Annotated in this window: 21 protein-coding genes and 1 tRNA gene; 12 read left to right on the forward strand and 10 right to left on the reverse strand. The window is 69.2% G+C overall.

All coding sequences use genetic code 11. The features are described 5' to 3' along the window. The first annotated feature begins 277 nt into the window (after window positions 1-277). On the forward strand, window positions 278-1,456 hold the full coding sequence (locus B3I25_RS03235) for an AMP-binding protein (RefSeq protein ID WP_286737793.1): 1,179 nt from the start codon (window positions 278-280) through the stop codon (window positions 1,454-1,456). A gap of 2 nt (window positions 1,457-1,458) precedes the next feature. Then, window positions 1,459-2,292: an AMP-binding enzyme gene (locus tag B3I25_RS03240; protein WP_286737952.1), complete on the forward strand. Its 834-nt coding sequence runs from the start codon at window positions 1,459-1,461 to the stop codon at window positions 2,290-2,292. A gap of 59 nt (window positions 2,293-2,351) precedes the next feature. Here the strand turns inward: B3I25_RS03240 and B3I25_RS03245 are convergent, their stop codons facing one another. From B3I25_RS03245 to B3I25_RS03255, 3 genes are read right to left on the reverse strand one after another with little or no spacing between them, the layout of a single operon-like run. Further along, window positions 2,352-4,028 carry an FAD-binding oxidoreductase gene (locus tag B3I25_RS03245; protein ID WP_286737794.1) on the reverse strand — a complete coding sequence of 559 codons (1,677 nt, stop codon included), beginning with the start codon at window positions 4,026-4,028 and terminating at the stop codon, window positions 2,352-2,354. Between the two features lie 28 nt (window positions 4,029-4,056). Next, window positions 4,057-4,920 (reverse strand): lysophospholipid acyltransferase family protein, encoded by an 864-nt coding sequence (locus B3I25_RS03250; protein WP_286737795.1) that lies wholly within the window; start codon window positions 4,918-4,920, stop codon window positions 4,057-4,059. Window positions 4,921-4,924: 4 nt separating this feature from the next. Further along, on the reverse strand, window positions 4,925-5,707 hold the full coding sequence (locus B3I25_RS03255) for an SDR family NAD(P)-dependent oxidoreductase (RefSeq protein ID WP_064846610.1): 783 nt from the start codon (window positions 5,705-5,707) through the stop codon (window positions 4,925-4,927). Between the two features lie 97 nt (window positions 5,708-5,804). On the opposite strand from B3I25_RS03255, the gene B3I25_RS03260 reads away from it, so the two are divergent. The 4 genes from B3I25_RS03260 to B3I25_RS03275 are packed head-to-tail and all read left to right on the forward strand — an operon-like array spanning window position 5,805 to window position 10,485. Next, window positions 5,805-6,788 (forward strand): hypothetical protein, encoded by a 984-nt coding sequence (locus B3I25_RS03260; protein ID WP_286737796.1) that lies wholly within the window; start codon window positions 5,805-5,807, stop codon window positions 6,786-6,788. After that, the gene (locus B3I25_RS03265) at window positions 6,785-9,043 is read left to right on the forward strand and encodes an HAD-IB family hydrolase (protein WP_286737797.1); all 2,259 of its coding nucleotides are present in this window, start codon (window positions 6,785-6,787) and stop codon (window positions 9,041-9,043) included. The genes B3I25_RS03260 and B3I25_RS03265 overlap by 4 nt, the downstream gene beginning before the upstream one ends. Window positions 9,044-9,046: 3 nt before the next feature. Next, a complete protein-coding gene (locus B3I25_RS03270; protein ID WP_064846613.1) occupies window positions 9,047-9,862 on the forward strand; it encodes a hypothetical protein in 816 nt (271 codons plus the stop codon). 2 nt (window positions 9,863-9,864) lie between these two features. Beyond that, window positions 9,865-10,485, forward strand: coding sequence for a TetR/AcrR family transcriptional regulator (locus B3I25_RS03275; protein WP_286737798.1), 621 nt, complete (start codon window positions 9,865-9,867; stop codon window positions 10,483-10,485). Here the strand turns inward: B3I25_RS03275 and B3I25_RS03280 are convergent. The 3 genes from B3I25_RS03280 to B3I25_RS03290 are packed head-to-tail and all read right to left on the reverse strand — an operon-like array spanning window position 10,482 to window position 14,098. Continuing rightward, entirely contained in the window at window positions 10,482-11,762 is a 1,281-nt protein-coding gene (locus B3I25_RS03280; RefSeq protein ID WP_098055877.1) for a DUF4032 domain-containing protein, read from the reverse strand. The genes B3I25_RS03275 and B3I25_RS03280 overlap by 4 nt on opposite strands. Window position 11,763: 1 nt before the next feature. Continuing rightward, entirely contained in the window at window positions 11,764-12,561 is a 798-nt protein-coding gene (gene otsB, locus B3I25_RS03285) for a trehalose-phosphatase (RefSeq protein WP_286737800.1), read from the reverse strand. Then, entirely contained in the window at window positions 12,554-14,098 is a 1,545-nt protein-coding gene (locus B3I25_RS03290; protein ID WP_098055890.1) for an alpha,alpha-trehalose-phosphate synthase (UDP-forming), read from the reverse strand. The genes otsB and B3I25_RS03290 overlap by 8 nt, the downstream gene beginning before the upstream one ends. A gap of 247 nt (window positions 14,099-14,345) precedes the next feature. Here B3I25_RS03290 and B3I25_RS03295 point away from each other — a divergent pair, with 247 nt between their 5' ends. Then, window positions 14,346-15,221, forward strand: a complete 876-nt coding sequence (locus B3I25_RS03295; RefSeq protein WP_064846617.1) for a DsbA family protein — start codon at window positions 14,346-14,348, stop codon at window positions 15,219-15,221. A gap of 98 nt (window positions 15,222-15,319) precedes the next feature. On the opposite strand, the gene B3I25_RS03300 is transcribed toward B3I25_RS03295, so the two are convergent. After that, window positions 15,320-15,393 (reverse strand) — tRNA-Thr (locus B3I25_RS03300). 155 nt (window positions 15,394-15,548) lie between these two features. Here B3I25_RS03300 and B3I25_RS03305 point away from each other — a divergent pair. Continuing rightward, window positions 15,549-16,052, forward strand: a complete 504-nt coding sequence (locus B3I25_RS03305) for a ferritin (RefSeq protein WP_064846618.1) — start codon at window positions 15,549-15,551, stop codon at window positions 16,050-16,052. 105 nt (window positions 16,053-16,157) lie between these two features. On the opposite strand, the gene B3I25_RS03310 is transcribed toward B3I25_RS03305, so the two are convergent. The 3 genes from B3I25_RS03310 to B3I25_RS03320 all read right to left on the reverse strand — a co-directional run bounded on the left by B3I25_RS03310 (window position 16,158) and on the right by B3I25_RS03320 (window position 20,500). Then, on the reverse strand, window positions 16,158-16,760 hold the full coding sequence (locus tag B3I25_RS03310; protein WP_231885636.1) for a TIGR03085 family metal-binding protein: 603 nt from the start codon (window positions 16,758-16,760) through the stop codon (window positions 16,158-16,160). 78 nt (window positions 16,761-16,838) lie between these two features. Continuing rightward, window positions 16,839-18,758 (reverse strand): ABC transporter ATP-binding protein, encoded by a 1,920-nt coding sequence (locus tag B3I25_RS03315; RefSeq protein ID WP_098055872.1) that lies wholly within the window; start codon window positions 18,756-18,758, stop codon window positions 16,839-16,841. Beyond that, entirely contained in the window at window positions 18,755-20,500 is a 1,746-nt protein-coding gene (locus tag B3I25_RS03320; RefSeq protein ID WP_098055869.1) for an ABC transporter ATP-binding protein, read from the reverse strand. The genes B3I25_RS03315 and B3I25_RS03320 overlap by 4 nt, the downstream gene beginning before the upstream one ends. A 186-nt stretch (window positions 20,501-20,686) precedes the next feature. Between B3I25_RS03320 and B3I25_RS03325 the strand changes: the two genes are divergently transcribed. From B3I25_RS03325 to B3I25_RS03340, 4 genes are all read left to right on the forward strand, one after another. After that, on the forward strand, window positions 20,687-21,961 hold the full coding sequence (locus tag B3I25_RS03325; RefSeq protein WP_098055866.1) for an Nramp family divalent metal transporter: 1,275 nt from the start codon (window positions 20,687-20,689) through the stop codon (window positions 21,959-21,961). A gap of 82 nt (window positions 21,962-22,043) precedes the next feature. Further along, window positions 22,044-22,835: a DeoR/GlpR family DNA-binding transcription regulator gene (locus B3I25_RS03330; RefSeq protein ID WP_098055863.1), complete on the forward strand. Its 792-nt coding sequence runs from the start codon at window positions 22,044-22,046 to the stop codon at window positions 22,833-22,835. Next, window positions 22,832-23,869 carry a 1-phosphofructokinase family hexose kinase gene (locus B3I25_RS03335; protein ID WP_286737801.1) on the forward strand — a complete coding sequence of 346 codons (1,038 nt, stop codon included), beginning with the start codon at window positions 22,832-22,834 and terminating at the stop codon, window positions 23,867-23,869. The genes B3I25_RS03330 and B3I25_RS03335 overlap by 4 nt, the downstream gene beginning before the upstream one ends. Window positions 23,870-23,903: 34 nt before the next feature. After that, on the forward strand, window positions 23,904-24,434 hold a 531-nt coding region (locus tag B3I25_RS03340; protein WP_286737802.1), incomplete at its 3' end, for a PTS sugar transporter subunit IIA.

Genomic DNA, 24,434 nt, shown 5'->3' on the forward strand with positions numbered 1-24,434 from the left:
CCTCCCACCATTTAACACGCCCATTCCAGAGCACCGGCGCGAACACCAAGCCCACCCACGAACACGAAGCCCACTCGCGAGCACCGATGCACGCACGATCACCAGCACACGCCCCCAGCCCGGGGGCTTTTTCCATGTGTCCCATGGGGAGCCTCTCTGAGTCCTTACTCCTTCCGTTCCGGGAATGGGCATTCAACGAAGGATTCCCGTTGTCGCCACATCGCATCCCGGTGACGCCTTGCGTGACGCCGCTCACCGCGGATGCAACGATGGGGCCATGAACACTTCATTGAATGACGGCCTGAGAACGCCACTGTGGACCCCCTCGGAGGACTCCATTCGTGGCTCGCGGATGTTCGACTTCGCCCGGTGGGCAGAACGCCGGCACGGGATCGAGCTCCCGGACTATCCCTCACTGCACGCGTGGTCGGTGGAGCAGATGAACGAGTTCTGGCAGGGCGTCTGGGACTACTTCGACGTCGTGGCTTCCCGGCCGGGGGAACAGGCACTGAGTACCTCCGAGAGCTCGGAGGCGCATACGGGGATGCCCGGCGCTCAGTGGTTCCCCGGTGCACGCCTCAACTACGCTGAGAACTCGCTACGGGCGGCCCGCACCCGGCCGGACGACGTCGCCATCATCGGGGAGCACGAATCACGTGCACCGGACACCTGGACCTGGGGTGAGTTGGAAGCCCGAGTGGCCTCCGTGGCGCAACAATTGCGTGATCTCGGGATCGTCCCGGGGGACCGGGTGGCCGCTGTACTTCCCAACCTTCCGGAAACTGCGATCGCCATGCTGGCCACCGCGTCCGTGGGTGCCGTGTGGTCGGTGGTGAATACCGACTTCGGGCCGTCCGGGGTCGCGGACCGCTTCGCGCAGATCGAACCGCGGGTGCTGTTCGTGGTGGACGGCTACGAGTTCGGCGGGTCGCTGCGGGATATGACCGGGAGCTACGCCGGTTTGCTCGAGGTCCTGCCCACCGTGGAGCAACTGATCGTGGTTGACCAACAACCGCGGGACAAGGTGGGCGCCCTGCCGGAGGGGTCGCTGCGCTTTTCCGAGATCAGCGGGCACGACGTGACGCCGCGGTACGAGCAGCTCCCTTTCGACCATCCCCTGTGGATCCTCTACTCCTCGGGAACCACGGGTAAACCGAAGGGGATTGTGCATTCCCACGGCGGGGTGGTCCTGGAGTTCCTGAAGGCCTTGGGGCTGCACGCCAGTCTCGGACCGGAGGACATCGCGTACTACGCCGTGGCCACCACGTGGATGGTCTGGAACATGCTCGTTGGTATCCTGCTCACCGGTTCCCGCATCATCACCTACGACGGTTCACCCGTGTACGGGGGACCGGAGAAGTCCCTCGAGCTGGCGGCGCGCAACGGGGCCACGTTCTTCGGGACGGGAGCGGGCGTACTGGCCATGATGCAGCGCGCCGGCGTGGACCCAATGTGAGCATGGACCTCTCCGCGCTGAAATCGATCCTCGTGACCGGCTCACCGCTGCCCGATGCCACGTGGGACTGGGTGTACGAATCCGTGTCCGACACGGTGCGTCTCGGATCCGATTCGGGCGGCACGGACGTCACGAGCGCGTTCATCGGCACGAACCCATATCAACCCGTGTACAAGGGCGAGCTCATGGGCCCGTACCTGGGAGTGGACGCCCAGTCGTGGGACCGCGAGGGACGGCGGGTGTACGACCAGGTGGGGGAACTCGTGATCACCCGACCCATGCCGAGCATGCCCGTGTTCTTCTGGGACGATCCGGACGGCTCCCGGTATCACGCGGCCTACTTCGACATGTTCCCCGGCGTGTGGCGGCAAGGGGACTGGGTCACCCAGCTTTCGGAGGGCCCGTTCGTGGTGCACGGGCGATCCGACGCCACGATCAACCGCGGGGGGATCCGGATGGGCTCGGCCGATCTGACCCATGTGGTGGACCAGGTGGACGGCGTGGCGGCGTCCATGGTGATCGGGGCGGAGCTCGCGGACGGGGACTACTACATGCCCCTGTTCGTGGTACCGCAACCGGGCACGCGGCTCACGCAGGAGCTTGAGGAACGCATCGTGCGGGCCATCCGCGAGAAGATCTCCCCGCGGTACGTCCCGGACGAGATCATCGAGGCCCCGGCCGTTCCCCGCACCCGTACGGGCAAGCTGCTGGAGATCCCCGTCAAAAGGCTCTTCCAGGGCGCGGACCCGAGCAGCGTCAACCGCGCGACCGCGGAGGACGCCGAGGTCCTGGACTGGTACGCCGAAGCGGCCCGAAAGTACACCTCGGGAGCCTGACGGCGCAGGCCCCGTCCCCGGTGAACCGGGAGCGGGGCCTGCGGCATGGGTGGGTCGGATCAGGACACGATCTTGCCCGGGTTGAAGTTCGTTCCCGGATCCGCCGCGTGGAACAGCCCCTTCATGAGGGCCACACCCTCGGGGGAGACGTCCTGCTCCATCCACGGCTGGTGCTCCACGCCCACGCCGTGGTGGTGGGACAGGGTGGCACCCGAGTCCACGAAGGACTGCTGGATCGCGGACTTGACGATCTCGTACTCCTCGTACGGTTTCTCGTCGTCGAACACGTAGGCGAACGTGAAGTACAGGCACGCCCCCGAGTGGTACGAGTGCGACATGTGGGACATGATCCAGCCGGTCTTGCCGATCCGCTCGTAGGCGCGCTGAGCGGCGTCGTACGCGGCCTTATGGACCGTGGTCAGGCGCGACCACGGCGCGGCGGTTTCGGAGACGTCCCCCACCGTGTTCTGCTCGAGCAGGAAGTCGCGCAGGTGCGGGGTGTCGAACTTCTTCTGGTCGTAGAGCGCGCCCGGCCCCGACCCCAGGACGACGGCGCCCTGGGCCTTGGCGATCTTCGCGACGGCCTTCTTGCGCTCGGCGACGTCCTTGGGGGTGCCCTCGAAGCACACGTACGAAATGCACATGGCGTCCGTGTCCCACCCGCGCTTGCGCATCACGGCCCACAGGGCGTCCTGGCCCTTGGCGGCGAGCTTGCCCTTGACGGAGGTCGCGGCCTTCTGCGTGGCCAAGGAGAACGCGGTCTCGTGGGCGTCCGACACGCGGGCGAACGTGAGGGGGATCTCCGCCTCGGTATACTGGCGCACCGCGGTCAGGGCCTGCTGCCACGTGGGGAACATGTAGGCGATGACCTCGTGCTCCTGGGGCAACCGGTGCACCTGGACGGTGAGCTCGGTGATGATCCCGAGCCGGCCCTCAGAGCCGATGATCATCTCGCGCAGGCTGGGCCCGGTGGAGGTCGAGGGCAGGGAGCGCAGCACGACCGTGCCGGACGGGCGGACCATGCGCAGGCCGCGCACGATGTCCGCGATGTCCCCGTACTTGTCCGACTGCATGCCGGAGGAGCGGGTGGCTGCCCAGCCGCCGAGCGTAGAGTGGGCGAACGAGTCCGGGAAGTGGCCCAGGGTCCACCCGCGGGCGTTGAGCTGTTCTTCCATCTCCGGGCCCAGCACGCCGGCCTGGATGGTCGCGAGCCCGGAGGTCTCGTCGATCTCGAGCACCTTGTTCAACCGGCCCATGTCCACGGACACGATGCAGCGGGTCTCGTCCGCCTCGGCCTGGAGGCTGCGCGAGATGCTCGAGCCACCCCCGAAGGGGATCACCACGAGGTCGTGCTCCACGGCGGCGGTGAGGATCGCGGTGACCTCGTCCTCGGAGCCGGGGTAGACCACCGCGTCCGGGACGCGCGCGAAATCATTGCGCAGTGTCTGCATCAGTTCCAGGACGGACTTGCCGGCCCAGTGCACGATGCGCAGTTCGTCGTCCACGGACACGTGCTCCGCGCCGCTGATCCCGCGCAGGACGGTCAGCACGTCCTCGGACGCGGTGGACGCCGGGACCCGCACCGTGGCGAAGTCCACGGTGTCCCGTTCGCGCGGCCGCAGGGACACCCCGATCGCGTTCTTGACGAACGGCGCGAAGGCCGGCTTGTTCTGGTAGTCGAAGAACACGCCTTCCTCGCCCCAGCCCCACCACTTCTGATGCTTCACGTGTGCCACTGAGGGACAACCTCTTTCCTGGGTCCGACTAGTCCTGGATTCTGTGCCGGTTCGCAGCGTACAGCGCACGCACCGCGGCCTCGATGCGCTCGTTGAAGCTGTAGGCGTTCTCGTTGCCCCGCGCTCGCAGGGGTGCACCCACGGCCACGACCACCGGCGGGCGGCCCCGGCGGGGCCAGCTCGTACCGCGCGGCATGGCCTCGTGCGCCCCGATCAGGGCCACGGGCACGACCGGCACCTGCATCGCCAGCGCCAATGACGCCGCTCCCACCTTGAACGGGGCCATCTTCCCGGTCTTCGAGCGGGTCCCCTCCGGGAAGATCAGCAGCGGGACACCCGCGGCCAGCAGCTTCTTGGACAGGCCCTTGTTCGCGCCCTCACCGCGACGATCCACGGGGAACGCGTTGAAGATCAGCTGCGTGAACAGTTTCTTGTGCCACGCGGTGAAGAAGTAGTCCGCGGCCACCCCGGTCGCGAGATCGCGGGAGATGTAGTGCGGCACGCCGCTCATCACGAGCGGGGCGTCCAGATGGCTCGAGTGGTTCGCGACGACCACGCACGTGCCCTTGACCCCGTAGGCCGCGGGATCCACCACGTTGGTGCGGGTGATCGTGCGGTTGACGATCCCCCGGAAGAAGACGGTCTGGGTGATCCGGCGCAGTATCCGGCGCACGGGCTGGGTGTAGTGGGTCGCCGTGAGATCCGCGGACTCCGCCGGGGGAGCGGGCGGATCGGGTTCCTGCCGACCGGTGTGGCCCTCGAGGGAGTCCAACACGCGAGGGTGGGGCTCCGGGGTCGACCGAGGCGTGGAGCCGGGGCGTTGGCGGGACGCGGCGCGCGGACGCCGGGCGGGAGTGCCGTCGTGCTGCGGGGAGGAATCCTGGGGTGGCATGGGATCAGGCCTGGAGCTCGCGGCGTCGGACGCTCGAGATCTGACGGGAGATCCACCGGACGGTGGGGCGCGGGAGGTGGCGCAGCGCGGTGACCATGACCTTGTAGCGCAGCGTGGGCACCGAGATCACCTTGCCGCGGGCCACGTCCGCGAGGGCCTCCTCCACGAGCCGGTCCGCGTCGAGCCACATAAAGTCGGGGATCGAGGAGCCGGTGATGCCCGCGCGGCTGTGGAACTCGGTGCGGACCCACCCGGGCAGCAGGGCGGTCACGTGGACCCCCGTGCCGTGCAGCTCCACGGCGAGCGACTCGGTCATGGCGGTCGCATAGGCCTTGATCGCGGAGTAGTCGCCCATGGTCACGCAGCCCGAGGTGGAGGTGACGTTGACGATCCACCCCGAGTGGCGGGCGGTCATGGCACGGGCCGCGGCCCCCGAGAGTCGCGCGACGGCCGCGCACATGACCTGGAAACCGGCCTCGTGCTGGGAGAAGTCCTGGGCGGTGTAGGGCACCTTGACCGAGAAGCCCGCGTTGTTCACGAGCATGTCCACGGGACGATCGGGGTCCTCGAGCCGCTCGGCCACGTGCAGCAGGTCCTCGGTCTCGGCCAGATCGGCGGTCAGCGTCTCCACGTGGATCCCGTGTGCGGCGCCGAGCTCCCGGGCGGTGCTCTCGAGCCGTTGCGTGTCCCTGGCCACCAGGACCAGGTTGAAGCCTCTGCGGGCGAGGGAACGTGCGAACGCGGCACCGATGCCTGACGTCCCACCGGTCACGAGAGCGGTAAGCATGCCACTAAGATACACTACGGTAGGCGTAGCGCAGCGTCCCCCGGCCCGGCGTGAGCGCCCCTCGGCGAGCCATGACGGAGTATCGAAGGAGCGTCCCGTGAGCCAGCAGTCCTACCTCGCCCGGCATCGCCAGGGCCGGCTCTACGGGCCCGTGGAACAACCGATCGTGCTGCGCTCGGGCTTCGACGTCAAGGACTTCACGTACCGCGCGCAGGGCAGCCTCCGACCCCAGCTGGACCTCGCCGCTTTCGACCGCGCACCCCTGGACCCGGCCGTGCTCGAGGACCTGCGTTACCTGCGGGACATGGAACGCTCCACCATGGGCCAGGTGCGTTCCGTGGTGGTCAGCTACACCAACAAGGAGTCGCGGGTCGCCGCGTTCCTGACCACGTGGGCGTACGAGCGGCACTGGATCGCGGACGCCTATCAAGCCGTCCTGGACGCCCACGGACCGCACGCCGGGGCTCCCCAGCCGCCCGAGCACTCGTGGGTCGAGCGGGTCGAGACCGCCCTGAACAACCTCTCGCCCATGGTGGACTCCGTGTGGACCAACTTCTCCGGGGAGGCCGTGGTCGCGGGACAGACCGCGCGCGGCTGGTCCCAGGAAGCGAGCACCCGCGCGGTCCTGCGGATGCTCGTACGCCGCGCCGGGCACCCGGAACTGTCCTCGCTGCTGCGGCGCGTGGCCGAGGTGAAGGCCACCCACGAACGCTTCTTCGCCGAGGAGACCACCGCGCGGGTCCGTACCGACCCGCGCGCCCAGCGCTTCGCCCGCGCCTACCTGACCTTCGCATTCCACCCGCTGCGGCCCGTGGGCCTGTCCCACGCCCACGCGCGCCGGTTCCTGCGGGACCTGGCGCCCACGGTCGCGCAGCGACGCGAACTGTTCGCGCTCGCGGACGAGCCCTTGCAGGCCACGCCGGGCACCGCGGGCAGCGAACCCCTGCGCCGGGCCGTGGAACGCGAGTGGCGACTGAGTCGATACGCTCCCCACCAGACCCTTCCACCCGCGTCGCGGTCGGCGCGGGTGGCCACCGCGCCCACGGCGCACCCGTTCCCAAGCACCGGAGGATCCCGTTGACCCAGACCACCACGACTCGCGTCCTGCTCACGGGGGCCACGGGCTTCCTGGGCCAGGCCGTCCTCGAGCGCCTGCTCTCCGGCTCGGACGACATCCACGTGACGGCGGTGGTCCGACCCAAGGGCACGCAGTCCGGTGAGGCGCGCCTGAAGCAGTTGTTGCGCAAGCCGTCCTTCAAGACCTGGCGGGACGCCGTGGGCCCGGAACGCGCTCAGGAGATCTTCGACGCCCGCACGAGCGTGCTCGAGGGCGACCTCACGGGGCTGCGGGAGATCGCGGAACCCTTCGACGTGGTGGTGCACTCCGCGTCCACGGTCTCGTTCGACCCACCCATCGACGAGGCGTTCCGCACGAACGTGGGTGGCGCCGTGGGGCTCTACGACGCGCTGCGCAGCACAGGTCAGGACCCCCACGTGATCCACGTGTCCACGTGCTACGTGGGCGGGATCGCCAAGGGGTTGCGCCCGGAGGCCTCGGTGGATCACGACGTGGACTGGCAGGTGGAGTACGACGCCGCCGTCCGCGCCGCGGACACCGCCCAGGTGGAGTCCCGCTCACCCGAGCGTCTCGAGTCGTTCATCCGGCGCGCCACGAGCACGCGCGGCAAGGAGGGGCCCAAGTCCGTGGCCCGCGCCGCCGAGGAAGCACGCCTGGAGTGGGTGCGCTCCCGGCTCGTGGACCACGGCCGCACGCGCGCGCAGTCCCTGGGGTGGACGGACATCTACACGTTCACCAAGGCCCTGGGCGAGCGTGTGGCGGAGCAGAAGTGGGCCGGAGCCGGGCACCCGTTGTCAATCGTGCGCCCGTCCATCATCGAGTCCGCCCTGCGTCACCCCTTCCCGGGGTGGATCGACGGCTACAAGGTCGCGGACCCGCTCATCATGGCGTACGCGAAGGGCGCGCTGCCCGAGTTCCCGGGCCTGCCGGACTCGGTGCTGGACGTGATCCCTGTGGACTTCGTGGTCAACGCGATCGTGGCCCTCGTGAGGGAGGGGCACCGGGAAGCCAATGGGGTACCCACGCTGCGGGACGCCCAGGATCCGGCAGCGCGGTACTACCAGGTGTGCTCGGGGGCCTCGAACCCCCTGCCGTTCCACCAGATGTACGAGAGCGTGCGCTCGTACTTCCGCGAGCGCCCGCTCGAGGACTCCCATGGCAATCCCATCGCGGTGCCCGAGTGGAAGTTCCCCGCGAACAACTCGATGGAACGCGGGCTCGCGGTCAAGGAGAAACTGGCCGCCGCGGGGAGCCGATTGAGCTCGGTGCTGCCGGCCACGGCGCGCACACGCGAGTGGACCAATTCCCTGCACCGGATGCAGACCGGGCTGGGCTCGCTGCGCACCTACGTGGACCTGTACCAGAACTACACGCGCACGGAGATGATCTTCGACGACACCCACACGCGGCAACTGGACCGCTCCCTGCCGCAGGGCACGCCCGAGGACCAGCACTTCGACGTGCGGGCCATCGACTGGCGGGACTACTGGCAGAGAGTGCACCTGCCCGCACTGACCGAGATGACCCGTGCGTACACCCGGGCCAAGGCGGCGTCGCACAAGCGGGCCGTGCGCAGTCGGGGACTGAACGAGGGCACGGACGTCGTGGCCGTGTTCGACCTCGAGGGCACCGTGGCCTCGGGCAACATCATCACCCAGTACGCGCAACTGCGCCGCCGGGAGCTGAGCCCGCTGCAGTGGCCCGCGGAACTCACCGAACTGTTCGGCAACGCCCCCACCTACATCAAGGCGGAACGGCGCGATCGGGGCGAGTTCATCCGGGCGTTCCTGCGCCGCTACGCGGGCGTGCCCGTGGCGCGGGTCGAGGAACTGATGAACGGGTCGCTCGGCCGGGTCGTGGAGAACAGCATCCGCCCGGGAGCACTCGAACGGATCGAGGAACACCGGCGTGCGGGGCACCGCACGGTGCTCGTGACCGGGTCCCTGGACCTGCTCGTGAGCCCCGTCGCTGAACTGTTCGACGACGTCGTGGCCGGGCGGATGGACCAGGTGGACGGCGTGCTGACCGGGTACCTGGCGGCCCCGCCGCTCGTGGATGAGGCCCGGGCGCAGTGGCTCAAGCGCTACGCGCAGGACCACGGCCTGGACCTAAGCCGCTCGTACGGGTACGGGGACTCCGTGGCGGACGTGAGCTGGTTGTCCCTCGTGGGCCACCCGTACGCGGTGAACCCCGACCTGCCCCTGTACCGGCGTGCCAAGAAGGCCCATTGGCCCGTAGAGGACTGGAGGAAGGTCTGAGTCATGGCGTTCAACATCGACAAGTTCGCGGAGACCTCGGCGCGGGTCAAGTGGTCGGACCTGGACATGGACGAGTTTCTGACCAACCCGCTGTCCGAGGACTCGCTGCGCTGCCTGCGCTACATGTGCGACGTCGAATACCACACCGTGTGCTACATGCGGGACATGCTCGTCACGCCGTCCCACCAGGACCAGGACGTCTCCACCTTCATGACCATGTGGAACCGCGAGGAGTACTGGCACGGTGAGGCACTCGCGGAGGTGCTCGGGATGCACGGGATCGTGGTGGACTACGACGAGATCAAGGCCAAGCGCATGAAGCTCGGCTGGTCCGAGTCGCTCAAGCCTCTCAAGCAGTCGCTGCTGTCCAACATGGTGGGCGTGGACTTCATCGCCACGCACATGGCGTGGGGTGCGGCCAACGAGTGGTCCGCCGTGGCGGCCTACCGGCGCATGGCGTCCCTCGAGAAGCACCCGGTGCTCGCGGTGCTGCTGCAGCGGATCGCCCACCAGGAGTCCCGCCACGTGGCCTTCTACGCGACCCAGGCACGGCGCCGCCTGGAAGCGTCCCGCAAGGCCCAGCGCCTCACGCGCTTCGCCCTGCGCAAGTTCTGGGCCCCCGTGGGCTCCGGGGTCATGGACGACCGCGAGGTGGGCCACGTGATGCGCCACCTCTTCGGTGGCGGGGGTGGGGCCCACGAGATCGACCGGTTGGACGCGAACATCGCCAGACTGCCCGGCATGGCGGGACTGCAGATCTTCCGCAGGGCCACGGCGCCGGCCCGCGAGGCGCCCGTCCGGGACACCGTCCCCGCCTGATCATGAACGCGCACCCCGCTGGTCCGCGATCCGCGTCCGCGCCCGAACGCGCCGACGCCGCTTCCGTGGACCCCCGCACGGCCCGCACCGATCGCAAGATCGTGGCGGGGGCGTTGCGCCTGCTCCGGGAGGGCGGGCCCCGGCGGGTCACGATCGAGGCGGTGTCCGCCCGCACCGGCGTGGCCAAGACCTCGATCTACCGTCGCTACGCCAACAGCACGCAACTGTTGGAGGCCGCGCTCGAGCACACGGTCACCGCGACCGCACCGCTGGCGCTGGACGCCACGTGGGAGCAGGCGCTCACCGCGGCCGTGGACATCCTCCTGCGGGACATGGGACTCGGCGTGGCCATCACCCTGCTGCAGGAACCACATTCGGCCACTGCGCAGGTGCTGCGGGCCACCGTGGTGCGCCCACGCTTGGATGCGCTGCGCAAACTGTTGCAACGGGACAAGGACCGGGGACTGATCCGGGACACCGTGGACCTGGACATGGTCGTGGATTTCATCCTGGGGGCGGCGTACGCGCACGTGGCGCGCTACGGCTCGCTGGACGAGAACTGGACCGCGCGGGTGCACCGCGCCGTCACGGACCTGATCACCACGCGACCCGCGGCGGACTAGAACACGTCCTTCTCGTCCGGGCGTTCGGTCAGGTAGGACTGCACGTAGTCCTGGACGGCGTCCTGCGTGGGGACGTCCTTGCCGGCCTTCTCCGACATGAACCAGCGGTGCTCGAGCACCTCGTGGATCATCTGCGCCGGTTCCCGTTTGCGCCGCAACCCGGCGGGAACGGCCGCCATGATGGGCACGAAGATCTCGCGCATCCACAACTGGGCGGTGAGGTCCTCGGGCAGACCGGGGTAGAGCGCGTGCCCGAACTGGTCGATGTCCGTGAGGATGCGCCGGGCCTGGTTCTCCTGGGTGTTCAACCCCGTGAGGTGCAACAACCTGCGCGCGTGGTGGCCCGGTTCCACGACCCGCGGGCGCAGGTGGACCTGACCAGACTCGTCCGCGTCCATGGAGGCCTCCTCCACGTCGAAGCCCAGGTCGTTGAGCCGTTGCACGCGCGCCTGGACCCGCCACCGGTCACCCACGGGGAAGATCTCGGTCGCGGTCAGCTCGTCCCACAGCCCGGTGTAGGTGTCCACGAGCCGTTCCGAGACCGCGAACGGGTCCACCGAGGCCGGATCCACCCCGGCCTGGGCCAGGCGCTGCTGCATGTGCTCCCCGGCCAGCAGGTCCATGACCTCACCGGCCACGTTGGTCCTGGCGAGCTCGATGTCGTACTCGCGCTGACCCCGCGTGAGCTGTGGGTGCAGTTCGCCGGTCTCGGCGTCCACGAGGTAGGCGGCAAACTCCCCGGCGTCGCGTCGGAACAGCGTGTTGGACAGGGACACGTCCCCCCAGTAGAAACCGGACAGGTGCAGTTGCACGATCAGGGACGCGAGGGCGTCCACCAACCGGTCGATGGTCCCCGGTGAGGGGACCTGCTCGAAGATCGTGCGGTAGGGCAACGAGAAACTCAGGTGTTCCGTGACGAGTGCGGCGGGCAGCAACTCGCCGTCGGGGGAGTAGCGGTCCGTGACCACCGAGTCCGGGACCACGGAGGGCGTGGTCATGCGTTGGAGCTTGCGCAGCAGCCCGTACTCGCGCCGGGCATAGTACTGAGTGGTCTCCTTGACCGCCACGACCTTCTCCCCGACCCGCGCGAAGCGCACCACGTGGCGCGAGATCCCGCGCGGGTACGCCGCGAGCACCTGCTCAGGCCAGTCCTCGAGGGGCGTGTCCCACGGCAGTTCCAGCAGGCCCGGCTCCGGGAAGGCCGTGTTGATGGAGACACCGCGGTGAGCGGGCGGGGGGCTCGGCGCCGCGGGCTCGGGGGGCGGGGAGGCGGTCATGTCAGTTCATGCTAGTCACCGCACGGGCCCGCTGCCGGGCGAATTCCGTGAGCAGCCGGGTCAGTTCGTCCGGATCCGCCACGCGCCACGGGGTCGCGGAGTCTTTGGTGCCCACCTTGATCCCCACGTCGTGGGGTCCCAGGATCGCCATGGCGTCCTCGTCGGTGTCGTCGTCACCGGCGAAGACCGTGACCTGCGGGTGTACGGCTCCGCGGATGGCCGTGAGACCGTCCCCCTTGGTCGCGCTGAGCACCGAGCACTCGATGACCTGCTGACCCGGGGTCAATCGCAGGCCGGGCATCGCGGCATAGGCCCCGGTCATCTCGTCCAGCGCTCGCCGGGCGGTGTCCGGGTCCTCCATGGGACGCGTGTGGAAGGCCACCCCCGCGGGTTTGAGTTCCGCCCGTGAGCCCGGGTAGCGCTGCACGAACCCGTACGTCGCATCGATCGCCCGGTCCAGCAATGCCAACTGGTCCTCGGTCAGTTCGATCTCGGTGTCCGCACCGGAGCCGGGCGCGGCGCCGAGGTCCAGCTCCGCGCCGTGCGAACCGGAGAGCACCATGCGGCGCCGCGGGTCCACCACGGTGCGCAGGAACTCGAGGGGCCGCCCCGAGATGATCGCAACCGTGGTGCGGGGCAGTCCGGCGAGCGCGTTGAGCGCGTCCCGCGCGGCGGGCAGCGGCCGGGAATCCGCGGGGTCCTCGGTGAACGGTGCCAGGGTGCCGTCGAAGTCCAGGGCCAGCAACATGGTGTCGGCCGTGGCCGCGGTGGCGAGGGCGTCCGCGAGCGAGTCAGTCACGATCCGCTCCGGGCGTCGTGTCGGCCGCGGCGCCGTCGTCGCGCGCGGAATCCCGCCCGGGCGCGGCGCCCTGCTCGAGCTCCGGGGCGTGCGCGGCGAGGTCGTCGAGGAAACGGTGGGACCAGTCGACGACGTCGTGCGTGAGCACCTGCCGGCGCATCGAGGACATGCGCTTGCGGGCCTCGGCGTCGGACATGTCCCTCGCGTGCAGCATGGCGGACTTGAGCCCGTCGATGTCGTGCGGGTTGACGAGCACCGCTTGCTTGAGCTGCTCGGCGGCGCCGGTGAACTCCGAGAGCACGAGTCGACCCGAGCGGTCCTGCCGGGCCGCGACGTACTCCTTGGCCACGAGGTTCATCCCGTCCCGCAGGGCCGTGACGAGCATGACGTCCGCGGCGAGATACAGGGCCACCATCTCCTCGAACGGGTAGCCGTGGTGCAGGTAGCGGACGGCGGTGTGGGAAATGGTGTCGAACTGGCCGTTGATCCGCCCCACCATGCCCTCCACGAGTTCGCGCAGTTGCCGGTAGGAGTCCACGCGCTCGCGCGACGGGCTCGCGACCTGGACGAGCACCGAGTTCTCCACGGAGATCTCCCCGTCCTCGAGCAGCTCGCCGTAGGCCTTGATGCGATGCCGGATGCCCTTGGTGTAGTCCAGGCGGTCCACTCCCAGGAACACGGTGTCCGGGTTGCCCAGCTCCTCGCGGATCTCCCGCGCCCGGGCCTGGACCTGCGGGTCCGACGCGAGTTCCTTGATGGATTCCACGTCGATCGAGATGGGGTACGAGCCCGCGTTGACGGCCCACTCGGTGCTCTCGCCGTCCGCCGTGTCCTCGGAGAACCGGGCGCTGCCCTTGGTGAACTGCACCCCCAGGTACTTGCGCACGCAGCGCTGGAAGTTCTGGGCGTCCCCGGGGCGCTGGAAGCCGATCAGGTCCGCACCCGTGAGACCCTCCAGCACGGCCTTGCGCCACGGCAACTGGGAGTAGATCTCGGTGGGCGGGAACGGGATGTGGTTGAAGAACCCGATGGTCACGTCCGGGCGCAACCGACGCAGCATGCGCGGCACCAACTGCAACTGGTAGTCCTGGACCCACACGGTCGCACCCTGGGAGGCCGTCTCCGCGGCCCGGCGCGCGAAGCGCTCGTTGACGCGACGGTAGGCGTACCACCACGTGCGGTGGAACTCGGGCGGCGCGATGACATCGTGGTACAGCGGCCACAGCGTGGCGTTCGAGAAGCCCTCGTAGTAGCGCTTGACCTCGAGCTCGGACAGGCTCACCGGCACGAGATGGAAGACGTCGTGGTCGAACGGCTCCAGCGTCTCGTCCGGGGCGCCGTGCCACCCCACCCACGCGCCGCCGCGCTGGGCCATCACGGGTGCCAGGGCGCTCACCAACCCGCCGGGGGAGCGGCGCCACGTGCTGTTGCCGTCCTCGTCCACGTCCCGGTCCACGGGAAGACGGTTGGACACCACCACGAAGTCGTAGCCGTCCTGCGGGACGGGCACCTTCTCAAGAGACTGGTCTGCGGACACGATCACTTCCTTCCCCGGGGCGGCTGTTCACCCCCATCCTAAGTGTGCGTACCACCGGCACCGGGGGAGAAGTCGCCGCCGGGGCGGGAGCACGACGCCACGCCGGTGCGGGGCGGCCGCGACGGGGCCCGAACGGCATCGTCCCCGGCAGCTGGGAACGGGCTGAATCGGGGCCCCGCCGGGCCCGGGTAATCTGGGGACGAAGACCGACACCCGTGTAGCACATCGGAAGGAAACCCGGGCCCCCATGGCTTCCAAAAACAACACCGCCGGTTCCTCGTCCTCGGACCAGGCCCGGGAGCGGGCACGCCAGATCGCAGACCGGCAGTCCCGCCGCTCCAACGGTAAACCCGTGGGGCTGATCGCCGCCGTCATCGCGCTACTCGTGATCATCGCGCTGATCATCGGGGTGGTCGTGTGGCAGAACAACAGGGCCAGGATCCCCGACGCCGGCCCCGTGCCCGCGAGCGCCAACCAGTACGGCGGCATCACGGTCACGAAGGACGGGATCGTGCAGAACAGCTCGGACGTCCAGGAACGGGACCTCTCCCAGGAGCCCGAGCCCGCTGCCACCGCGGACACATCCAAGACGCCCCCGGGGGTCGTGGACCAGGACCAGGCCGCGAGCAACGGCAAGCCCGTGCAGGTCGTGATCTTCCAGGACTTCGAGTGCGTGCACTGCGCCGACTTCGAGAAGCAGAACGCGGACGCGATCAAGCGGGCCGTGGACGCCGGTGACGTGCAGGTGGAGTACCGCAACCTCAACTTCCTGGACCGGGCCACCCGCGATCAGTACTCGTCCCGCGCCGCCAACGCGGCCTACGTGGTCGCCGAGCAGGTCGACAGCGACCAGTACATGGAGTTCGCCCAGGAGCTGTTCAGCCACCAGGGCACCGGCGGCCTGAGCAACCAGCAGATCGCGGACATCGCCAACAAGCACGGCGCGAACGTGACGGCGGGCCAGCTCGGTGAGAACACCTACCGCCCCATGGTCAACGTGATGTCCCGCGAGTCCATCAACAACGGTGTGGCCGGGACGCCCACCATCTTCATCGACGGCAAGCGCTACGAGGAAGGCAACTTCCAGGACGCACTGAAGAAGGCGGTCGACGAGAAGAAGTGACGCGGGCGGTGCCCCCGACACGACGAGAGCCCCGGTCATCCCGACCGGGGCTCTCGTCGTCTGTCACGCGGGGACGACGGCGCCGTGCCCGGGTTCGGAGCCCCCTGCCGGATTCGAACCGGCGACCCTCTGTTTACAAGACAGATGCTCTGGCCATCTGAGCTAAGGAGGCACTGCTGCCCAGTGCGATCACGGGACCGCTCCATGGTACTGGACGACGCGCCAAGGGCGGGCACCCGGCGCGCGGGAACCGGTCGGGGCGGCGGGACCCGTCATGCGGTGGCGTGCTACCTACCCATGCCGGAGAAAAACTGCTTCGATGGGGTCATGGACATCAAGGGAAGAATGGCAGAAGCGTTCAACGACCAGATCACCATGGAGCTGCAGGCGACCGTGGTCTACCGCCAGTTGTCCATTGAGATGGACGTGGCGAGTCTGCCCGGTTTCTCGCAGTGGTTCCGCGCCCAGGCGGCCGAGGAGATCACGCACGCCGAGAAGTTCATCGACCACATCGTGGACCGCGGCGGTGATCCGCAGATCGGGGATATGGCCGGTCCGATCATCGCCGACAAATCCGTCCTGGGTTGCTTCGAGGCCGCGCTTGCGCACGAGCGCAAGGTATCCGAATCGATCCGCAACCTGTACCGGCTGGCGCAGGAAGAAGGCGACATCGATGCCATGCCCCTGCTGCACTGGTTCATCAGCGAGCAGATCGAGGAGGAGGCCACCGTGGAGGAGATCTGCGACCAGGTGCGCCTGGTCCACAACGACGGGCCCGGCCTGTTGCGCCTGGACTCCGAACTGGGTTCCCGGCCAGTCCGGGCCGACTGAGCGCACCTTGCCCGGTCCGGGCGACCCGGAAAACGCCCGAACAAGGAAGAACACGGAAGAACCGGCCCCGCTTGAGCGGGGCCGGTTCTTCCTGCATGGCGGGTACTACTCCTGGGTGCTCTCCACGTCCGCCTGCTCCTCGCGGCCAAAGGCCCACAAGAGCAGCTCGGACGGTTCACCGCGCACGAGTTCCACGCGCCGGGCGGACTTCTTGCCGCCGCGCACCGCACCGAAACCGCCCGCGAGTAGCACCACGGACTCGGACTTCTTGCGCAGCAGTGCCGGGCCCATGAGCTTGAGCACGTTCCACAGGTCTTTCTGCTCGTCGTTGAGCAACTGCCGGGCGTGCCACTGAGGCTGCGCGCGGCGGACGTCCTCGTGGTGGATGAAGAACTCCCCGGTGTTCATCCGCTTGTCGATCGGGGACCAGCGACCCGGGGAGAAGAGCGGGGGGCGCTCCACGAGGTCCACGAGCTTCTCCCACGGCATCTCCCGGTAGTCGGCGTCCACCGACTTGGCGTGGCGCCCGAGCACGGGCAGCTTGGGGGAGAGCATCCCGGCGACCGCGTCCGGACGGGAATCACGGATGACCAGGTGGATCGCGAGGTCCCGGGCGTCCCAGCCTTCGCACAGGGTGGGGGCGTCCGGCCCCACACGGCGCAGCAGCGCGGCAAGATGACGACGTTCGACATTGGCGAAGTTGGTCACGTGAACATCCATTCTGTGGGGTGGACCGTCACGTCCACGGTAGACGGGCGCCGCGGTGATTGCCACCGCCGTGCGCGCTCACGAGGCGGGGTCCGCCGCGTTGAACTGCGCCCTGTAGAGGTTGGCGTAGGCCCCGTCCGCCTCGATCAGCTCGTCGTGGGAACCCTGCTCCACGATCCGCCCCGACTCCATGACGATGATCGTGTCCGCGTCCCGGATGGTGGAGAGCCGGTGGGCGATCACGAAGGACGTGCGGCGCTCCCGCAGCGCGGCCATGGCCTTCTGCACGAGCAGCTCCGTGCGGGTGTCCACCGCGGAGGTCGCCTCGTCCAGGATGAGCAGGGACGGTTGCGCCAGGAACGCCCGGGCGATCGTGATCAGCTGCTTCTCACCGGCCGAGACCGAGGAGCCGTCCCCGGAGATCACGGTGTCGTACCCGTCCGGCAGGGCGCGCGCGAAACGGTCCACGTACGTGGCGCGCGCAGCGGCCAGTACCTCCTCGTCCGTGGCGTCCTGACGGCCGTAGCGGATGTTCTCCCGGATGGTGCCGCTGAACAACCACGCGTCCTGGAGCACCATGCCCACCTGTGAACGCAGTTCGTGGCGGGAGAGGTCCCGGATGTCGATCCCGTCCAAGCTGATCCGGCCCGCGTCGATCTCGTAGAAGCGCAGGATGAGGTTCACGAGCGTGGTCTTCCCGGCGCCCGTGGGTCCCACGATCGCCACGGTGCGCCCCGGAGCCACGTGCAGGCACATGTCCTCGATCAGGGGCTCGGCACCCCGGGCCAGGGCGGCCTTGTCGTAGGAGAAGTTCACGTGGTCGAAGCGCACCTCACCGCGCAGCGTGCCCGGCAGGTGGGCGGTGGGCGTCTCCGGTTCCTGTTCGGGGGCGTCGAGCAGTTCGAAGGTGCGTTCCGCGGAGGCGATGCCGGACTGCAACTGGGTGGCCATGCCCGCGACCTGGGACAGCGGCTGGGTGAATTCCCGGGAGTACTGGATGAACGCGGTGGCGTCCCCCAGGGTCAGCTGGCCCGTGGCCACGCGCAGCCCGCCCAGCACGGCGATGCCCACGTAGGACAGGTACGAGATGAACTGCATGACCGGCATGATCGTCCCGGACATGAACTGCGCCCCGAACGCCGCCCGGTACAGTTCCTCGTTGCGCTCGTCGAACTGCTGCTGCATCTGACGCTGTCGGCCGTACGCGTGCACGAGCTCGTGACCCGAGAAGGATTCCTCGATGTGCCCGTTGAGCTGACCCGTGGCGTGCCATTGCTGTTTGAACAACCGCTGGGAGCGGGTGCCGATGACCCCCGCCGCCACGGCGGACAACGGCAGAGCCACGAGCGCGACGAGCGCCAACTGCCACGAGACGATGAACATCATGACCATGATGCCGAGCACGGTCAGAACGTTCTGCACGAGCTGCGCGAAGGTCTGTTGCAGCGCCGTCTGGATGTTGTCCACGTCGTTGGTCACGCGGGACATCACGTCCCCGCGCTGGCGCGCGTCGAAGTAGCTCAGGGGCAGGGCGTTGACCTTGCGCTCGATCTCCTCGCGCAGGTCGTACACGACCCGCATGACCACGCGGTTGAGCACGTAGCCCTGCAACCACATGAGCACCGAGGCCACGGTGTACATGCCGAGCACCACGAGGATGAGGGTGCCTAGTCGGGTGAAGTCCACGCCCTGTCCCGGGACGAGCGTCATGGCGGACATCATGTCCGCGAGCGTGTCCTGGCCCTGCGCACGCAGCCCGGCCTCGACCTGTTGCTGGCTCGCGCCCGCTGGCAGGGATCTGCCGACGACGCCGGCGAAGATCACGTCCATGGCGCGTCCCAGCACGCGCGGGGCCCACACCGTGAGCACCACGGACAGCACGACGGCCGCGACGACGACGGCGAGCGCCGCCTTGTGCGGGGCCATGAGCTTCACGAGCCGCCCGGCCGAGGCCCAGAAGCGCTGCGGCTTCCGGGCCGGTTCCTGTGTCTCGCTCACCGTTCGCCTCCCGTGGTCTGTTCGGCCGAGAGCTGTGACGTGACGATCTCCCGGTAGGTCTCGCTCGCGGCCACGAGTTCCTCGTGGGTGCCGCGCGCGATGATCCGGCCGTGCTCGAGGACCAGGATGAGGTCCGCGTCCGTGATGGTGGAGACGCGCTGGGCCACCGTGATTACGGTGGCGTCCCGGGTCACGGGGCGCAGGGCGGCGCGCAACCGGGCGTCCGTGGCGACGTCGAGTGCGGAGAACGAGTCGTCGAAGACGTAGACCCGGGGGCGGGCCACGAGGGCGCGGGCGATGCTGAGCCGCTGGCGCTGACCCCCGGACACGTTGGTCCCACCCTGGGACACGGGGGCGTCCAGACCCTCGGGCATCTCGCGGACGAAGTCGTCCGCCTGGGCCACGCGCAGGGCCTCCCACAACTCGTCGTCGGTGGCGTCCGCGCGGCCGAAGCGCAGGTTGGACGCCACGGTCCCGGAGAACAGGAACGGCCGCTGCGGGACCAGGCCCACCCGGCCCGCGAGGTCGTCCGGGGCGTAGTCGCGCAGATCCACCCCGTCCAGCAGCACACGGCCGGTCACGGGATCGAGCAAGCGGGGGATCAGGCTAATAAGTGTGCTCTTCCCGGAACCCGTGGCCCCGACCACGGCCACGGTGCGTCCCGGTTCCGCCGCGAAGTCGATCCCGGACAGCACGGGGTCCTCCGCGCCGGGGTACTGGAACGTGACGTCCTCGAACCGAACGTGGCCCACCGGGCGCGGTGCTACGGCCGGTCGCTGCGGCGGGTGCATGGTGGGGCGGGTGTCGAGCACCTCCCCGATCCGCTCGGCGCACACGACCGCGCGCGGGACCATCATGAACATGAACGTGGCCAGCATCACGGCCATGAGGATCTGCAGCATGTACTGCAGGAAGGCGGTCAGCGCCCCGACCTGGATCTGGCCCTGGTCCACGCGGTGGCCGCCGAACCACAGCACGGCCGCGGTGGCCAGGTGCATGACCATGTTGATCACGGGGAACATCAGCACGAACAGCGCCCCGATGCGCAGGGAGATGTCCGTGAGGTCCTGGTTCGCGCTGCGAAAACGCGCGGTCTCGAACGGCTCCTTGACGAAGGCGCGGATCACCCGGATCCCGGTGATCTGTTCGCGCAGCACCCCGTTGATCCCGTCGATGCGTTCCTGCATGATCCGGAACCACGGCATCAACCGGGAGACCACGAGGCCCAGCAGCACCCCCATTACAGGGATGGACACCCACACGAGCCACGACAGCCCCGGGTCCTCCCGCAGGGCCATGACGATCCCGCCCACGCACATGATGGGCGCCATGACCATGAAGTTCAGGCCCATGAGGGTGAGCATCTGGATCTGCTGGACGTCGTTGGTGGTGCGCGTGATCAGCGACGGCGCCCCGAACTTCCCGACCTCGCGCGCGCTGAACTGCCCGACCCGGCGGTAGACGTCCCGGCGCAGGTCCCGGCCCACACCGATCGCCGTGCGGGCACCGCACCACACGGCCACGACGGCAGCGATCACCTGGGCGAACGCCACGGCGAGCATCACGGCGCCGGCGCGCCAGATGTAGTCGGTGTCCCCGCGGGCCACGCCGTTGTCGATGATCCGGGCATTGAGGCTCGGGAGATAGAGCGTAGCGATCGTGGCCGCCAGTTGGAACACGAGAACGCCCACGACCCACGGGACGTAGGGGCGCGTGAAAGTGCGTAACAAACTCAGCAGCATGACGGTCGATCCTGACGTCGAGCACGGAGGGAGCCGAATACGCGCCCAATATACGCGCGGGCCGGGACACGCTGAACGGACCGGGGCACCCCGGGTGATCCGGGTGTCACGCGCTAAAGTTTCGGTGCACCGAAACTTGCCGTTCCACGCGGTGCGCGGGACGGTGGACCTGAGCAGGAGGCCACCATGACGTCGGGCAATCCAGCGCCGCAGGACGCGACCGGTGCGGGGGGTACGACGGCGCGGGCGTCGTCGCACGGGACCATCGCCGCACTCGGTCCGGCGTTCGTGGCCGCGATCGCTTACGTGGACCCCGGCAACGTGGCCGCGAACGTGAGTGCGGGTGCGGGGCATGGCTACCTGCTCGTATGGGTGCTCGTGCTCGCCAACCTCATGGCCATGGTCATCCAGTACCTCTCCGCCAAGCTCGGGATCGTGACGGGGCTGTCCCTGCCGCAGGTCCTAGGCGATTCGCTGCCGCCCGGTACCCGGGTGCTCTACTGGGCCCAGGCCCAGCTCATGGCGATCGCCACGGACGTCGCCGAGGTGATCGGCGGGGCGCTCGCATTGTGGTTGCTGTTCGGCATCCCGTTGCCCCTGGGCGGGGTGATCGTGGCCGCGCTGTCCATGCTCGTGCTCGCGCTCCAGAACCACCGCGGTCAGCGCGTGTTCGAGACCGTGATCCTGGGGATGCTCGGGATCATCACGGTGGGGTTTCTCGGGGGACTCGTGGTGGGCCCGCCTGATCCGCGGGGTGTGCTCGACGGTCTGGTACCGCGGCTGGAGGGCTTCGAGTCCCTGGTGATCGCGGCGGGGATGCTGGGTGCCACCGTGATGCCCCACGCGATCTACATCCACTCCGCACTGAGCCGGGACCGTCACGGCATGGGCCACGCCCCAGAGCGCGTCTCCCAACTCCTGCGCGCGACCCGCGTGGACGTGGTGCTGGCACTCGTGGTGGCCGGTGCGGTGAACATAGGGATGCTCCTGCTCGCGGCCAGGAACCTCTACGGCGTGGAGGGCACGGACACGATCGAGGGTGCGCAGCAAGCGATCTCCGACGCGCTCGGGCCCACCGTGGGGGTCGTCTTCTCCCTGGGGTTGCTGGCCTCCGGGCTCGCCTCCACCGCAGTGGGTGCGTACGCGGGGGACGTGGTCACGGCGGGTCTGTTGCGGTGGCGCATCCCGCTGCTCGCGCGGCGGCTGATCACGGTGATCCCCGCCGTCGTGATCCTGGCGCTCGGCGCGGAACCCACTGCAGCCTTGGTCGGGAGTCAAGTGGTGCTGAGCTTCGGGATCGCGTTCGCGCTCATCCCCCTGGTGCGCGCCACGGGCAGGGCCTCCCTCATGGGCCGCTTCCGCAACGGCCCGGTGCTCGCGGCCATCGGGTGGGTGAGCGCCGCGATCGTGGTGGTGCTGAACGTGGTCCTGCTCGTCATGAGCGTGGGAAATGTGGGTTAGGGGCTAGCAAAACCACATAAACAGACATAAGCTCACATCACACAGGGGTTTCACCGCCGACACCCCGGTCCGTGAGGTGAAGATGTTCGCTGCAGAACGCCACGAGGAGATCACACGCACCGTGAGCCACGAGCGCCGTGTCAACGGTGCGGAACTGGCGAAACGGTTCGGTGTGACCATGGAGACGATCCGCCGGGATCTCGCCGTGCTCGAGTCCCAGGGGAAACTGCGCCGTGTGCACGGCGGTGCCGTGTCCGTGGACCAGTCCACGAGCGGGGAACAGGGGATGGACTCCCGATCGCGCCTCGCGGCCGATGAGAAACGGGCCATCGCCCGCAAGGCCCTCGAGGTACTCGAACATGCCGAGGCCGGTGCCGTGGTCCTGGATGCCGGCACCACGGTCGAGGCGCTCGCGGACCTGTTGCTGGCCCGGGACAACCACCTGCCCGGCGGGCAGGAACAGCTGATCATTACCCACGCCCTGCACATCGCGGCGAAACTCGCGGACGCCGAGGGTGTGGGGCTCGAGCTCGTGGGTGGGCGGATCCGCAAACTCACGTGGGCGGCCACCGGCTCGCGGCCCGCCCAGCACTACGACCAGTTGCGCCCGGACCTCGCGTTCGTGGGTTGCAACGGCGCCCACGCCTCCTTCGGGCTGTCCACCCCGGACCCCATCGAGGCCGTGGTCAAGGCGACGATCGTGCAGGCCGCGCGCCGCGTCGTCGTCCTGTGCGACGCGAGCAAGCAGGACCAGGAGACCCTCACGCGCTTCTGCTCGCTCGAACAGATCGACACCTTCATCACCGACCGCGCTCCCGTGGGGGAGCTGGCCCAAGCCCTCGAAGACGCCGACGTGGAAGTGGTTCTCGCATGATCATCACCGTGACCCTCAACCCCTCCGTGGACCGCACCGTGGACCTGCCCGGCCCGCTGGCCCGCGGTCGCGTGCAGCGCGCGAGCGAAACCCGCCAGGACCCCGGGGGCAAGGGTGTGAACATCTCGCGCGCGCTGGCCGCGAGTGGTGTGGACACTGTGGCCGTGGTCCCGGGGGACGGCACCGATCCGCTGTTCACCGCGCTCGACGCCGCGGGGGTGCGCTACGACAGCGTGTCCATCGGTGCGCCCGTGCGATCCAACATCACCGTGACCGAACCGGACGGGACCACGACCAAGATCAACGAGCCCGGCCCCCCGCTGGACGAGCACACCGTGGACCGGATCGTGGAACGGATCGTCTCCCGCGGCGCGGGTGCGCAGTGGCTCGTGTTCGCGGGGTCCGTGCCGCCCGGGCCCGCCCCGGACGTCTACGCCGCGCTGGCCGCCCGCGTGAGCGGCGCGCTCGGTGCGGCCGCGCCGTCGTTCGCGCTGGACACCTCCGGGGACGTGCTGCGCGCGGCTCTCGCCCCGGGTGTCACCGTACTGCCGGACGTGATCAAACCCAACGGCCACGAACTCGCGGAGCTGCTGGGCCGCACCGACGGCGATGCGCTCGAGGCCGATCCGCGCGCCGCAGCGGACGCCGGGCGGGAGCTCGTGGCCCGCGGCGTGGGGGCCGTGCTGTGCACTCTGGGCGGCAACGGTGCCGTGCTCGTGACGCCCGAGGGCGCGTGGCACGCCGTGCACGAACCCGTCACGGTGCGCTCGACCGTGGGCGCCGGCGACAGCGCCCTGACCGGGTACCTCGTGGCCGCCCAGCGCGGGGAGGCCCCGGCCGAACGCCTGCGCCGGGCCGTGGCCCACGGCTCCGCCGCCGCCGCCCTGCCCGGGACGCAGATGCCCACGGTCGCGCAGACCACGCCCGACGCCGTGCGGGTCACGCAGCTGACGTCCGCACGGCAAAGCGCCGCGACACCGGACGTCCCGACGCCGAACCCGGCCGCGCCCCGCGAGACGCAGCCCCGGACCTGATCCACCCACCGCCCCGTAGCCAAGGAGCACCGACATGTCAGATCTGATCAATCCCGGCCTGGTCCTGTTGGACCGGGACCTGGGCGAGTCCACGGAGAGTGTGATCCGTGCACTCGCGGCCACCGTCCACCGGGAGGGCCGCGCGAGCACCGCGGATTCCCTCGCCGCGGACGCCCTGGCCCGGGAGGCCAAGAACGCCACCGGGATCCCGGGCGGGATCGGCATCCCGCACTGCCGCTCCGAGGCCGTCACGCAGGCCACCCTGGTCATGGCGCGGCTCGCCCCCGCCGTGGACTTCGGGGCCAAGGACGGACCGGCGGACATCGTCTTCTTCATCGCCGCACCGGCCGGCGCGGACCAGGAGCACCTCAAGCTGCTGTCCAAGCTCGCACGTTCCCTCATGAAGAAGCCCTTCGTGGCGTCCCTGCGCGCAGCGCAGTCGCCGGAGGAGGTCGTGGACATCGTGGACACGGCCCTCGGTCTCGCTCCGCAGCCGGACGACGCCGCTGCGGCACCCACCGCGGCGACCGGAACCGCGGCCACGGGATCCTCCGCCGCGACCGGT

Origin of the sequence: Kocuria sp. UBA1838, assembly GCF_002338785.1 — a bacterium.
In the GTDB taxonomy this organism is placed as follows: domain Bacteria; phylum Actinomycetota; class Actinomycetes; order Actinomycetales; family Micrococcaceae; genus Kocuria; species Kocuria marina.